General features: G+C 64.5%; 12 protein-coding genes. 9 read left to right on the top strand and 3 right to left on the bottom strand.

Features of this window, described 5'->3' with window-relative positions; translation table 11 throughout:
* Window positions 1-81: 81 nt before the first annotated feature.
* Window positions 82-1311: a CdaR family transcriptional regulator gene (locus C8258_RS18710; RefSeq protein WP_106956285.1), complete on the top strand. Its 1230-nt coding sequence runs from the start codon at window positions 82-84 to the stop codon at window positions 1309-1311.
* Window positions 1312-1412: 101 nt separating this feature from the next.
* On the opposite strand, the gene C8258_RS18715 is transcribed toward C8258_RS18710, so the two are convergent.
* Window positions 1413-2009 (bottom strand): TetR/AcrR family transcriptional regulator, encoded by a 597-nt coding sequence (locus C8258_RS18715; protein WP_106956286.1) that lies wholly within the window; start codon window positions 2007-2009, stop codon window positions 1413-1415.
* A gap of 141 nt (window positions 2010-2150) precedes the next feature.
* On the opposite strand from C8258_RS18715, the gene C8258_RS18720 reads away from it, so the two are divergent.
* On the top strand, window positions 2151-4370 hold the full coding sequence (locus C8258_RS18720; protein WP_106956287.1) for an MMPL family transporter: 2220 nt from the start codon (window positions 2151-2153) through the stop codon (window positions 4368-4370).
* On the opposite strand, the gene C8258_RS18725 is transcribed toward C8258_RS18720, so the two are convergent.
* Complete coding sequence (locus tag C8258_RS18725; RefSeq protein ID WP_255420428.1) at window positions 4304-6217, bottom strand: YhgE/Pip family protein; 1914 nt, start codon at window positions 6215-6217, stop codon at window positions 4304-4306. The genes C8258_RS18720 and C8258_RS18725 overlap by 67 nt on opposite strands.
* A gap of 740 nt (window positions 6218-6957) precedes the next feature.
* On the opposite strand from C8258_RS18725, the gene C8258_RS18735 reads away from it, so the two are divergent.
* The gene (locus tag C8258_RS18735) at window positions 6958-7695 is read left to right on the top strand and encodes an HAD family hydrolase (RefSeq protein ID WP_106956319.1); all 738 of its coding nucleotides are present in this window, start codon (window positions 6958-6960) and stop codon (window positions 7693-7695) included.
* Here C8258_RS18735 and C8258_RS18740 read toward each other — a convergent pair.
* Window positions 7689-9119 carry an XRE family transcriptional regulator gene (locus C8258_RS18740; protein ID WP_146161270.1) on the bottom strand — a complete coding sequence of 477 codons (1431 nt, stop codon included), beginning with the start codon at window positions 9117-9119 and terminating at the stop codon, window positions 7689-7691. The two genes, C8258_RS18735 and C8258_RS18740, sit on opposite strands and share 7 nt — an antisense overlap.
* A gap of 115 nt (window positions 9120-9234) precedes the next feature.
* On the opposite strand from C8258_RS18740, the gene C8258_RS32905 reads away from it, so the two are divergent.
* From C8258_RS32905 to C8258_RS18760, 6 genes are all read left to right on the top strand, one after another.
* Window positions 9235-9405 (top strand): hypothetical protein, encoded by a 171-nt coding sequence (locus C8258_RS32905; RefSeq protein WP_199195757.1) that lies wholly within the window; start codon window positions 9235-9237, stop codon window positions 9403-9405.
* A gap of 376 nt (window positions 9406-9781) precedes the next feature.
* Complete coding sequence (locus tag C8258_RS18745; protein ID WP_146161271.1) at window positions 9782-10096, top strand: hypothetical protein; 315 nt, start codon at window positions 9782-9784, stop codon at window positions 10094-10096.
* 428 nt (window positions 10097-10524) lie between these two features.
* The gene (locus C8258_RS32310; protein ID WP_146161272.1) at window positions 10525-10914 is read left to right on the top strand and encodes a hypothetical protein; all 390 of its coding nucleotides are present in this window, start codon (window positions 10525-10527) and stop codon (window positions 10912-10914) included.
* A gap of 1544 nt (window positions 10915-12458) precedes the next feature.
* The gene (locus C8258_RS32315) at window positions 12459-12995 is read left to right on the top strand and encodes a helix-turn-helix domain-containing protein (RefSeq protein ID WP_146161273.1); all 537 of its coding nucleotides are present in this window, start codon (window positions 12459-12461) and stop codon (window positions 12993-12995) included.
* Window positions 12964-13137 (top strand): hypothetical protein, encoded by a 174-nt coding sequence (locus tag C8258_RS32660; protein WP_158271281.1) that lies wholly within the window; start codon window positions 12964-12966, stop codon window positions 13135-13137. Before C8258_RS32315 ends, C8258_RS32660 begins: the two co-directional genes overlap by 32 nt.
* Window positions 13138-13245: 108 nt before the next feature.
* A complete protein-coding gene (locus C8258_RS18760) occupies window positions 13246-13626 on the top strand; it encodes a hypothetical protein (protein WP_106956294.1) in 381 nt (126 codons plus the stop codon).
* Window positions 13627-14149: the final 523 nt, after the last annotated feature.

Below are 14149 nucleotides of genomic sequence, written 5' to 3' on the forward strand. Positions count from 1 at the left end.
GAGCACAGGGTTCGGCGGGGTGTGGTGCACGGTGCACAGGGCCCATGTCGCCGCACGGCCGAAACAAGGCAGACTTACGCCATGGAAGAACTCTGGCCACCGCCCGGCCCCGAGGTCGCGCACGCGATCCGGACGCTGTGCCAGCGCTTCCTGACCGACACCGATGCCCTGGTCGACGGCTTCGCAGCGCCGGTTCTCGCGGCGCAGGACGATCCCGCTCTGCTCTCGGACGCATCGTTGGGTGAGGAGGACCGCAACCTCAATCGCTCCGATGTCGTGCAGTGGCTCACTTCGAACATCCAGCATCCGGGGCGACGGGTAGAACCCTATGTCGGTCCGAGGCTCATCACGTACATCGGCGATCTGGTCTCACGCGGCATTACCCCTGATTTCGCCGAGGGATACCGCGCGGCACTCGCGGTCTGCTGGCGCCAATGGCTGGAAGAATGCGTGACGTCATACTGCCGCACGAATCCCGGCGTTCTCGTGGATGTCCTGGACGTATCGGCGAAATCGATGGTGCAGTACGCGCTCGACTCGGTCGCGGAGCTGCGCGAGGTCACCCGCCGCGCCGCGAGGGGCAACGCGGAGGCCGACGCGGTCGCGCTGATCCAGTTGATCGCCGGCGGGGCCTCGTTCACCGAGGACCTGGTCGAGGTGCGCTTGCGCTATCGGATGGCGCGGTGGCACGTGGCCCTCGTCTTGTGGGGCCAGGTCGACGCCTTGGACGAGACGATCGCGGCCGTACGCGCCGACGAGGTGGGCCGAACTGCCCTGGTGGCCCGGGCCAGTGCCACGTCGAGGTGGATATGGCTCTCCGGGACGGATACTCCGGACCTCCACCATGTCGAGAAGACTCTCGCCGCGGCTGCCGACGTACGCGCGGCGATCGGCAGGCCTGGACGTGGACTGGACGGATTCAGGTCGAGCCACCAGGACGCCCTCGCCGCACAGGCGCTGGTCATCCGGCTCGGCTCCGACCGGCGATTCACCGCCTACGCCGACGTCGAACTGATCGACGCCCTCACGAAAGACCGCGCCGGCGCACGCCGATTCGTCGTCAAGACTCTCGGCCCGCTGGCCGAAGCCGACCCCGCGTTACAGAAAACGCTTCTCACTTATGTGCAGTGCGGTTTCAACACAACCCGGGCAGCCGCCAAACTCTTCGCCCACCGCAACACCGTCGAGCGGCGGGTCTCGCGCGCCAACGAACTGTCGGTCGTCAAGGTCGAGGACAACCCCACCCACGTCGCAGCCGCGCTCCTGGTGCTCGATCTCGCGCCGGACATCACGACGACCAGTGCCGACTGAATCGACACAGCGGCGTCGCGTTGCTCCAGCCGGCCGTTTCGCCTCGGTCAGGTTCCGGTCTGTTTCCGCGACACGGTTCTCGGTGCTACCACAGATGTGGCTCATTCCCGGGTGATGATCTCCCAGATCCATACTGCGACATCGGCGGTCGGTACCTGCGGCACTCGTTCGAGCCAGTAGGTGATGACGGCGAGGATCGCTCCGGCCAGTGCCACGGCGTCGACTGCCGGCGGGACCGGAGATTCGACCGGTGCGTCCTGGTCGAGAATTCCGATGCCTTCGCCGAGGATGGCGGCGATCCGGCCGGTCAGTCGGGCGTGGACCGCGGCGGATCCGTGGGCGCCGAGCACGTTGCGATACAGCTGGGCGTGATCCGCGATGTGCTGGAGGTAGTCGATCAGGAACTGCGGCGGTTGACCGGGCAATCCTTCGTCGAGTCCGACAGTTCGTAGTGGGACCCCCGCCTCGAGGGCCTGGCGGTCCATGGCGTCGGCGAGCAGCGTTTCCTTGTCGGTGTAGTGGTCGTAGAAGGTGCTTCGGCTCACTCCGGCGCGCTGGGTGATGTCGGAGATCGCGATGCCGTCCACCGGGCGTTCCTGCCCGAGTTTCAGGATCGCGGCCTGCAGCAACCCGCGGCTGCGCAGCACGCGCAGGTCATCGGATATCGGTTTGCGCTGAGCTGTCTGCTCTCGACTCACACCTCAACCTTGCCAGCTCCGCCTCGTGTGCTGCCCAACACGTTGACGCACCTACATCGGACCCCGCTATCCTACAGGTGTCCGAAAACCTACATGTGTAGGTAAACGCGCGTTTGTAGTCTATGTTCAGAAGGGGTCGGCATGGCTCGTCTTCTCTATCGCCTCGGCGAACTCTGTTTCCGGCACCCGTGGCGGGTGGTCGCGGCTTGGTCACTGGTCGCTGTCGTGGTTGCCACGGTCGGGATCACGTTGGGCGCTGCACTTTCCGACAAGTTCGAGATCCCCGGCACCGAGTCCGCCCGCGCGCAGCAGGTACTGGTCGACCGCTTCGGCAAGGGCGCGCCGACAACGCCCGGCGAAGCCGCGGCACGCCTGGTCGTCCGGGCGCCGGAAGGTCATGGCCTACCGCTGGAGCGGATCGACGCCGAACTGGCGGGACTGTATGGCGTGCGGGGCATCGAGTCGGTCACTCCAGCTGCTCCAGCGGTCGCTCAGCACGGTGACGTCACCTTCTCCGACATCAACTTCGCCCGACCGGTGAATCCCGCGGCGAAGGCGGCAGTGGACAAGGTGCACAAGACATTCGAGGCGATGGGGTTGCGGCCACTGCTGACCGGTGGCCCGTACTACGCGGAGGCTGAGTTCGTCGGTCCGACCGAGGCGGTCGGGGTGGCGATCGCGATGGGTGTGTTGCTGGTGACTTTCGCGTCGCTGCTGGCCGCCGGGTTGCCGATCCTGATCGGTGTGATCGGCGTCGCCATCGGAACCGGCGGCGTGGTGGCGGTCTCCACACTCTTCGACGCGTCCTCGGCCACCCTGGCCTTGTGTTTGATGCTGGGCCTGGCGGTCGGTATCGACTACACGCTGTTCATCGTGTCCCGCCACCGCCAGCAGCTCGCCGAGGGCATGGACGTTCGTGAATCGGCGGCCCGGTCGATCGGGACGGCGGGCAGCGCTGTCGTCTTCGCCGGCGCTACGGTGCTCATCGCCCTGTGCGGACTGTCGATCGCCGGAATACCGTTCCTGACCGGTATGGGTCTGGCGTCGGCGGCGTGCGTCAGCGTTGTGGTGGCTCTGGCCGTCACGCTGCTGCCCGCACTGCTCGGGTTCTCCGGTGCCCGGCTCATTCCCCGTCGGCGCGGGCTGCACGCGATCAAGGGCGCGCATCGGCCCAACCGGTGGGCCCGGCTCGTCACCGAGCGCCCGATCACCACCTTGGTCACCGGTATCGCGGCGCTGGTGGTACTGGCACTGCCGGTCGCGGATCTGCGGCTCGGTCTGCCGAACGCGGGTCAGGAATCCGTCGGCACGACGCCACGCACGTCCTATGACGTGCTGGCCAAGGCCTACACACCGGGTCTGACCGGGCCTCTGGTCGCGGTCGTCGAAGGAGAGCCCGGTCGGATCCAGGCCCAGGTCGAGGCCGCGGCGCAGCGGATCACCGCATTGCCCGGGGTCACGATGGTCCTGCCGCCAGAGATCAACGGTGCGGGCGACACCGCTCAGTTCGTCGTCGTTCCCGCTACCGCTCCCAGCTCCGAACAGACTGCCGATCTGGTGCGCGCTATCCGGCACAGCGGAGCGGCCTTGCACACCGAACTGGGTGCGGTCCTGCATTTGACCGGTGAGACCGTGGTCGGGATCGACGTGGCCGACAAGCTCTCCGGCTCGTTGATCCCGTTCCTGGTGGTCGTGGTCGGTCTCGCGCTGGTGTTGCTGATGGTGGCGTTCCGGTCGGTGCTGGTGCCCCTCACCGCGGCGCTGGGATTCCTGCTGTCGTTAGCGGTCGCACTCGGCGTGACAACCGCGGTCTACCAGTGGGGGTGGCTCGGCTCGCTGCTGAACGTGCATCGGCCCGCACCGATCCTGGCGTTTCTGCCGATCCTGTTGATCGGCGTACTTTTCGGCCTGGCGATGGACTATCAGGTGTTTCTGATGTCGCGAATGCGGGAGGCCCACATCAGCGGAAAGAACATGGCGCTGGATGCGGTCCGCATCGGATATGTGGGCAGCGCGCGGGTGATCACCGCGGCGGCGGTGATCATGATCGCGGTCTTCGCCGGATTCCTGTTCAGCCACAACACCATGATCGCGCCGATCGGCTTCGCGATGGGCGTAGGTGTGCTGTTCGACGCACTCGTCGTCCGCATGACACTCGTCCCGGCGGTCATGGCCCTACTCGGCCGCCATGCGTGGTGGCTGCCCGCACCGCTCGAACGCTGGATGCCCCACGTGGACATCGAAGGCGAAACCCTGCCCGAACCAGCCTCGGCGAGAGGTGAAGCCCAGGGACTTCACCCTGCGAATGACCCGCTTTCGGGGTCGGCGGGGACGGATACCCGTCGCCGGGCCAACGTCTGACCAGTCCGGTGGACGATCACCGTCGCAACAAGCACCGTGACGGTGATCGCGACGATGCCGATCATGGCGGTGGGAAACCCTGAAGCACCGTTGAAGACTGCCATCATCGCCTGCCTGACATAAGTCATCGGGTCGACGGCGTGTAGCCACCGCATCGGGGCGGGCAAAGTTTCGACCATCCATATCCCGCCGTAGCAGAACACTTCGAACATGAACACGGTCAGTGAGGCAAGCGAGCCTGCGACGTAGCCACCGACAGCGAACAACAGGGACACGACAGCGACATTCATGACCGTGGCGGCGATGAGCGTGGCGGCCAAACCCGAGACCGACGACACCGTCGGCACCGAACTCAAGCCGGTCCACACCAACCCGGTGAGCGCCGCGACACCGAGCAGTCCGACGGTGCTGGTGGCAAGCATCCTGCGCAGCAGCCTGGCCGCGGGCCCGCGGTTCCCTGGCGGGGTGAAGCGATGGGAGCGGAAACACATCACCACCACGATGGCGATCAGTGCCGAACCGATGGTCAGCAACATGGGAGCGCCTCCGGGACCGCCGAATTGGGCCGAAGCGATGTTGTGGGTGTCCTCGGCGACCGGTGTACCGAGAAGCTCCGCCAGACTGCTCTGCCGTTCCTTGGTGCCGAAGTCGGGGAGCTGCTGCACGCCGTCGTGCAACCCGGCGGCTAGTTGGTCGGCGCCATCGTCGACACTGTGGGTACCTTGCTGCAATTGCTGCACCCCGTCGCTGACGCTACGCACACCACTATCCAGTTGCTGCATACCGGTCGACAGCGCGGTGGCTCCGGTGGCCAAGTCCTTACCGCCGTTGACCAGCTGGTCCAGGCCGCTGCGATAGTCGGCGTGCGGATCGGTGAGCTGATAGGCGACTTCGTGACTTCCTGCTTGCAACTGACGCAACCCGTCCACAACGGCGGCGATTTGGTCGAGGCCGTCGTGGAGCTGATCGGCGGCGGAGCCGGTCGATGATTGCGGCAGCTGAGCGCGAACTTTGCTCACAACGTCCTGCATCGCGGCGACGTCGAACCCGTCGATGAGTGTGTCCATGCCCTTCGCGACTTGCTGCGCACCGTCACCGAGCTGATCGGTGCCGCCTCGGAACTGCTGCAGGCCGGTGGCCAGGGCGCCGGCGCCGTCGGCCAGCTGCTTGCTGCCCGTAGTGGCCTCGGCCATCCCCGGGGCCAGCTGGTTGACGATGCCCGCAGTGAGCTCATCGGCGCCGGAGGCGAGCTGATTGGTGCCCGTATGCAATTGGGCGGCACCGTCGGCTGCACTCCGCATGCCCGCGCCGAGGTCGTCGAGCCCGGTGATCACAGTTCCGACCGTGGTGGCCGCAACCCCTTTCAACACCGCGGCGTCGATCTGTGACATCGCGCGCGATCCGATGTTGGACGCCATGACCGTGTTGTTGTCGTTGTAGACAACCTTGATCAGAGCCGGCGCCATCGAGGCGGTGCCGAGCGTAGACAAGGTCCTGCTGAAATTCGAGGGGATCTCGATGACGAAGTAGTACTTGCCCGCGCCGAGGCCCTCCATGGCCGCGTGATGGTCGACGGTGTGGAAGTCGAGGGCCTGGCTATCGAGCAAGCTACGCGTAACCTGCGCTCCGGCGGCGACTGTGGTCGAACCCTGCTGGATCGGTTGATCGGCGTTGACCAGAGCGACCGGCATCTTGTCGACGGTGTTCGTCGGGTCCCAAGCGAACCACATGTACAGAGCCGAAATCGCAAGCGGCAGTGTCACAATCAGCGCCAGGCACAGGCGCGCCGGACGATGGTGATGCCAGCGGTGGCGTGGCGAGGCCGACCGGCGGAATGCTCGATGCACTGACAGCAAAGCTCTAGACCTTCCCAGATCACTCGAACGCCGGAGACGCCGTCGTCTCCGTGGCGCCGGCGAAGCAAATTCGCGGCACGCTCCTCAGCGATGCGTACCCGGGCCGTCTGCACTAGCGGGTGAACAGCCGGGGCCGGGTGCGCCAGGTGAGTGACCTACATAACAAGTACGAATGATCGGTGTGCCGAATCACTTACCGCTACGGCAATGTGCACCGTGCCCTGTCGACTTCGAGGCGAAGTGCACACGGCTACCGGATCACCCACCCATTGGTCGACGAACAGGCTTCTCATTGTGGACGAGGATCTGAATGGGAGTGGCCTGTCCCCGGTGAATGAGTCCGTCCGATTTAGAGTCCTTGTTGGCCTGGTTGGGGCTGGAAGCGACACTGACGGACATGGCAGGACGTAAGCAGCATTCCGCGGATGACATTGTGCGAAAGCTGCGCCGGGCCGACGAGCTCGCCGCGCGGGTGCGGCCTACCCACAGACCAGGACTCAAGGAGTGTGGAGGGGTATGCCTGGCCGTCACATACGCATTCCTTACATGCTGACGTGGGTTGCATTTGATGCGGACCGCGCCGACGTCGGATGGACGGGTCAGAGGGACGTGGCTAGCCTGTCGTTGGCGGGCGGTACTTCTCGAAGACGCTGGGGGATCCGCCGGGGCCAGCAGCAGCACCTCTGACGGCCCGGTGCGGAATAGACCCCTGTCTGCAAGAATCCGTGGACATGGCTGAGACACAGGCGGGACTCGTTATCTGGGATGTTGACGGGACATTGATACCTGCGGACTTGCGTTGGCTACGGCGAGCGGTGGCTCGCACGTATCACATCGAGGAGTCGTCCGTCGTTTTTCCCGCTGCGCGTGTGCACGGCTACACAGACCAATCCATTGTCGTAGACACGGCTATCGCCTCTGGAGTCACCAGCGACGCGGCTGAAGAGGGATTCAGCCGATACGCCGACGTCCTGATGGATGTCATGTCGGACGGTGCGGCGGAGCTTGCCCGCGACCAAGCTGCGTATCCGGGTGCGGCGCATACGATCACTGCCTTGGCAGAGCAGGGATATGTACAGACTGCGCTCACCGGAAACTTGCGGGTGTCGGCTGAGTTCAAACTCGCGGTGGCGGGTCTCGACTCACATCTGGATCTGGATATCGGCGCTTTCGGCTCAGACGCCCGAGACCGGTTCGATTTGCCCGCCTTCGTCGCGGACCGGTTTCGGGCAAAGTACGGGCATCCGATCGATCCTGCGCGGACCATCATCGTCGGCGACGCGCCGAACGATATCGCTACCGCTCGGCACGCCGGATTCGGGGTTGTTGCTGTGGCTCACAGGCTGACCCGCGAAGAGTTGTCGGAGCATTCGCCGGATGCAGTCGTCGACAAGTTGGATCCGGACGCTGTGTTGCGAGCGATCCGATTGGCTCAGGCAATCCAGTCGGCAGTCGGGATCGATCAGTAGGCGTTGATACTGTCGACCAGCTCTCTCAAAGCGAGGACCGGTCGTTCATTTTGCCACGGAGTCATCCTTTCGATGGCTCGCTGGGCACGCTCGATTCCGCGATGATTGCCCATTGTCGCCAGCTCGTCGAAAGTCTCGCCGAGAATTCTGCAACCTTCGTCCAACTCCCCCGACAAGGAGTAGGCGCTGGCGAGGTCCACGCGGGCGGCCAGTGCGACGTTGCGGCTGTCCATCTCGGGCGAGTTCAACGCTCGTTCGAGCGCGGCTATCGCTAGTTCCGGTCGGTCGAGGAGGAGTTGGCAGGTCCCGACGTAAACGTGGATGCGGGTGGTGTTCCAGTCACTGAATAGTCCGGCGCGGTCGTTCTCATCGATATCCTCAGCAGCGCGTTGGGCGCGGACCAGTGCTTCCTCGCATTCGTCGCGTAGATCCAGCACTGCGTAAGCTTGCGCTTGTTCGGCTCCAATTCGTGCTCGCGCGGCAGGCGGCAGATGATTAGAGACGTTGGCGGCCTCCTTCAGGATCCGGAGGCCGACGACGACATCGCCATCCGAGCTGATCAACGTCGCAGCATCGGATCGTAGGTTGCTCTCGAAGATGCGTGCGATCCCGCCCATTTTCTTGTCTTGGAGCTGGTCCGCGAGTTTCCGGGCGAACGCGCAATGCGTAAGTGCCATCGCTCGGTCACCGATTGCACTCCACACCCGGCTCGCCACGACGGATGTCTCGCCCAGTAATGCCCCGGCCTGGTGTTTGATACGGTCATCGGTCGCAGCGCGGAACAGGGCGGCTACGGCGTCGCGATGGGCTTCAATCGGGCCGATCAGCGCGTCGGGTGCGATGCTTTGACGCTGACCCGCCAACAGATCGGTGACGGCGGCAAAGCCCCCAAGGCACCTCTCCGAAGCCGCTCGCGATCGAATCAGTGACGAAGTTGCGTCGATGTCAAATGATGCGACGGCCTCATGATCGTTCGTCGGCCGGCAAATGCTGTTGGGAGACGCGGTGCGTACGGCCATCGCCGGCGCAGCGGCCTCACATGAGGAGGGGTGCCGACTTCTCCAGGCGGCTTCGCCTTCCGCCACAATCTGTTCGAATCGTGCACGGTCTTCCGGCGTCGCCCGTTGCGCATAGGTCGTGTCCAGGATCTCTTGCGCCGCAGAGCGAGGTTTAACCGCGCTCAGGCCCGAACGCCAGTTGCTGACCGTCGTCGTCTCGACACCAAGTAGTTCTGCGAACTGCCGGACCGACCGACGCATCGCCTCCTGGAGCGCAGCCGCTTCGAAGCCGGTCCATTCCTGCCCACGTATCATCGCCGCCCCCAACTCTTCCGGTGCCTGAACGGGGAAATGCCTACGGTACGCCCACGGTACCCCACGGCTGAACGGTTCCCGCCGATGTCGCTGGCGGGCGACGATTTTCATCAAATCCCGTTTCGGGGAAATCCGTGGCGACGCCGCCGGATCGGGTGTGCCCCTCGTTGTTGGCAGCGTCATCCGGACGCTCGATACGACGAGGAAACGAGCCGAGGGAGACGGAATGTATCGGGTGATGAATCACGATCGCGTGCCGGTGATGACCACCGGTTTCGCACATATCGTCATGCAGGTTCATATCGATTGCGCGCTGTGTGTCTGTCCGATCAAGCAGCAGGCGAAACAGCGGTTGATCGAGGCGAAGCACCTTGTCCCCGACAGCGCTCGGCCATGACGGCTGTGGGGTGGGGACTTGCAGCTGCCGTCGGCATTCCGTTGGCGGTAGTCGTGTTCGCGGTGGTCTGGCCGGAGCGGGTTGCGCGGGGTGTTTCCGAGACAACTCAGTGCACGAGATTGTGAACCGCGTTGCGCGAGAGCGAACACGAGATGAGCGGGCGGAACATCTGCGCCGACTCCGGCGTGAATCTGGATCGTTTGCTACAGATCGCCTGCCCCGGGTGCGGCCTGGGCGTGCAGGTGCTGCGCGGCCCGGGTCCGCGAGTGAACCTCGCCCCTCACCGCGCGCGGGGACGAGAAACGACATGCGGCGCGTCCAGCGCCGAATTCCGCAGGCGCATACCAAGACTCAAGACATGGGAGGAGAGCCGGAGGTGACCAATTTCGGCAAGACCACAGTCGGCGAGCAGCGCGCGGAGTGGGCATTGACAGACGGGCAAATCACTGTCCTGGGGTTCGCAGGCGGCGACGGCGACGGTATCGACATGGATCGGTTCGGTCAGGTGAACGCCTTGTGGTGCGAGCTCGGTGGTGTCGTGTTCCCGGATGGCCTGTCGTTGGCTCGCGTTCGTTCGATCCTGCCCGAGTATCACGGCTTGTGGTGCCAGGTAAGTGAGCAGGCCAGGGTGCTCGGGCAGAAAGAACGCATCAAGGCCAGAAGCGCACTGCTCGAATTACCCGATAGCTGAGATGCCATGTCTGCCCGTGCTTGCCGCGCCACGCAACATCACCGCAGCCGAAGGCACGTCAGGCGGGACCGATGACGTCCAACTCGATCGCCTCGTCCGCATCGAGACTCGGCTGGGCGCTGGAGCACTGGACACAGATGATCTTGCGGCAGCGTTGGCGGAGGCGTGCTCAATCTGGCTCGCGTCCTTCTCGCCTGGCCGCAGTAGACCGCTCGCCGATCGGTGCGGGTGGGAATTAAGAGGGGAAACGCAATGCGCGACAGTAGAATACGGGCACTCGTCTTCGCGGCGCTGGGGGTGCTCCTGACGCTTGGGCTGGTGGCTCCGAGCGCGAGCGCTGACGTGGACAAGGAGTGGTGCGATGCCTACTACCATCACGTTTGGGGTGAGAGCTGCCGGAAGCAAAGCGACTTGGAGCAGGTGCGACGATGCTGGCAGATGGCGAACGAGTGGTATGCGAAATGCTTGTCGGGCCAAATCCTGAAGAAGACAGATCAGCCGACGGGGACGAGGGAACAAGCGTGGGAGATTGGAAACATCCGGTTATAGCTCGACGTGAGCTGCGGAAGGGTGAGGGTCCGGTCATCGTTTCGATCGGACTGCCGTATCAGCCGCACCAGGATGAGCCACATACGTGGTTCTGCCCCTTCATGATCGAGGGACTGGACAAGCTGGTTGACCAGTACTCCGGGGGTGTGGACGCGGTACAGGCATTGGAACTCGGTATGAAAATGATTGGTGACGTGCTCGCCTTTTACAACAAGGACGGCGCGATCACATGGGATGGACATCCCGATCTAGGATTCCCGCGTCACTGACGCCACGATGCGGGATAGCGAATACCCCTTCCGCTCCTCGGTGGGGGTATTCGTCTTTACCGCCCCACCCGTGGAGGCGCACACATATGGGCGACCCCTACTGCCCCGCTCCGGTACGGGCGAGCGGTCGGTGTTGGGCGGAAGTTGAATTGTGTCAACATTCTTGTGCCGGTAGAATTCCCTTGTTCCGCGCGGGCATTATTTCCAGGCACCTGCTTCCCGTCCCGAGGGCGTTAATTCTGCGCTCTGAGGCGAATAGTCCCCCTTTCATACTTAAAAAGGTCGTGCGGAGTGAATCCGTGGGCTATGCGGGGGGCTATACGGGGGGTTGTTCGGCGGGTTGATCAAGTCAGCCCACCCTCGGGTAGGGTATTGCCTGGTAGATGTGGGTACGTGGGGGCTTCAGCGGCCCGGGATCATATACCCGTAAAACACAGAGGTACATGATTTTCACCCCGGCGCAGCGGGTGGTACACGCATCCGCTGCGGTGGTGCTGGCCCCTGAGCGCTTCCGACGGTCGCCTTCGACGGCTGTGTCAACATCGTGTGCCTGTCCGTTCCGACGCGCCGCGCGTGCCTCGCGTGTGGTGTCGAGGCTTCGCTGGCTGTGCTCGGAGTACCGGACGGACCCGCGAGCCTGGCGCGCCGTTGTCGCAGCTTACGGCGGCGGTGAGTGTGGAGTCGATTCCGTGGTCAGATCCGTAGTCCGATCAAATCGGACGACTTTGCGGCGGTATACACACTGGTGGTCGCGGATTTCTCTCGTTGGTTGTCCCCCAGGATCACGTACCTGTAGGAGTGCACGTACGTGATGGCGGCCCGTGCGGCGCGTGTGGACTCGGTGTTGCAGGGTGTGGTCACTCGACGCAGCGTGGTCGTGCGGGCTCGCGTTGATCGCTGTCGACCTCGCTTTTCGCCTGATCGGGTCCCAGACCGAGCGCCGGGTGCCGGCCGAATTCGGCCTCGGGCTGGATCGTTGCGATGTGGCAGTGCCGATACGGGGGCCGATTCGTGGGCCGATACGGGGGCCGGTTGAGATCGGCCCACCCAGACGAACATATACACGCAGGTCACGGTGTATCTCACGGCGAGCCACATGTCCAGGCTGTATGACATACAACAGGGTCAAGACATCGCGGCGGGGGCACGGGGCGACATGGAGGCGGCCCTCCCGCGGCGAGCGCGGGGCTTGTATCTGAGACCTGCTGTGCCGTGTCGGTACCGGGCGTGCCTGTCAAAAGCTATTCGTGGACATCCGAGTCGGACGGGTGAGGATGGGACAAATTATCGTAGGCGGATAATTCCGTTCCTTTTGCTGTGTCGGAGAAACATGAGAGTCGCCTCGCAGTTGTCGACCGGAATTTGAAAGGTACTCGGCCGCAAGGTTTTTCTTCCCGTGGGCCGCTTGACATTGATGCGGGTATGGAGCGTCCATATAGGTGGAACGACGCCGCGACTCCGGCCAGGGTCACCGGCGGCGTGGTGTCCGTCCCGGCCGGGACATGACCGAACATCCACCGAGCCCCATTCCGGGAGGAACTGTCATGTCCACACAAAAGAAGACCTGTACCGCCACACGCCGCGCAACACCGATCCCCGCCACGTCCGGCGGCCCGGCCGACGAAACACCGACGACGGGTGTCCCGGTGTTGGGCACCGATGCCGAGAAGTCGCTGTGGATGGTGCTGGGTGATTACCCGGGGACCAGCGCGGCCGAGTTGGCTGACGCGACCGGGATGGCAGGATCGACCGCGCGTCGAATCCTGTCGCGCTGGGCCGCCACCGGTGTGGCGCGCCGCGACCGCAACCCCGACAACCCTCGCGCGGCGGACCGCTGGACGGCCGTCACCACTGACAGCAGCGACACCAACAGCATCGGCGGCAGCGACTGCCCCACCCCCACGGGCGGGCCGTCGGGTGCCGAATTCGGCCCTGTGGGCGGCAAGACCGCCGCTGCGGCCCCCGATGCCGGGGCCGACAGTCCGGACCCGGTAGGAGCGCAGCAGGAGGGATCGGTGCGGTTGGCTCCGGGGGGCGTTGCGAGGGCAGGTGGAGGACTTCCTGCGCGATCACCCCGATGACGAGTTCAGCCCGCACGAGATCGGCAAGGCACTCGCACGCAGCAGTGGGGCCGTGCACAACGCGCTGGCCAGACTCACCACCCTCGGCACCGCGCGGCGCACCAGCGACCGGCCCAAGAAGTTCGCCCTCGCCACCTCCTGACCGCTCTGCCGGTGCACCGGGAGCGGACCGTTGTTCCGTTTCCGGTGCATCGCGTGTCACCTGTTCGACCTACAGACACCGTCTTTTCGAGAAAGGACCGTTACGGTCATGAACGACACCGCCTGCGCTCCAGCCGCTCTCGCGGCGGCACTGCACGATGTGTTCGCTGCCTCCAACCAGGCCCCCGACAGTCTCGAGCTGTGGCTGGCCGTCACCGCCGAAGCCACCCGCCACCTCACCGGCCCCGACGCCAGTTCGTCGCCGTGGCTGCCGGTGTTCACCGTGTACCGCGCCCAGCGCACCGACGCCCGCTACGACCCGGCCACCGCCACCGTGGAAATCACCAGCGGACCACTCACCGGCACTCGCTACACCGATACCGCCAGCGCCGCCGACGCGGTCGCCACCGCCCACCCCGGCACCCAGCACGCCCCCAATACCCAGAAGCAGTTGCCGAGCTGGCGGCTGCCCCTCACCGCATCACACTGACACCCTGACTGCCCCCGGAGGGACAGGACCCGAAAGGGGCCGAGCGCACGCCGCTCGGCCCCTTTTCGAGGTATCGGGCCGAGTCCCGTGACATGCTTCGCTTCCCTCCCCGCGGCCCACGGGGAAGGCCGCATCTAGCTGGGGTTGTGTACGGCTGGAGGTGCTTTCGAGGTGCCTTCGAAAGGTTCTGGAGGCGCGTCGGTGCTCGAGGCGGAGTTCGCCGGCACTCCTTCTTCTGCCACAGGGGCCACTGGCGCGAAAAGTTGTCGAGGTCGAGAACTGTCGCGTGGCTTCTTCTTCGGTGACCTTGCCCACCCCGGTGTCCAAAAATGGGGGTTGCGAAGGCATTTAACTAATGAACACCTTTCTCTTCATCAGCCCGCCAGGACCGCTCGACCCGGCACAGGAAGGCCTGTCTCTTATACACATCTCACGCTTCCGCCGAAGCTAGTAAAAAATCGGTGGTCGCCGTATCAATAAAAAAAGTAGGTATATTTTGTATTGTCGGTGCTGTGTGCTGTGT

Origin of the sequence: Nocardia sp. MDA0666 (genome assembly GCF_003023875.1) — a bacterium.
GTDB lineage: Bacteria > Actinomycetota > Actinomycetes > Mycobacteriales > Mycobacteriaceae > Nocardia > Nocardia aobensis.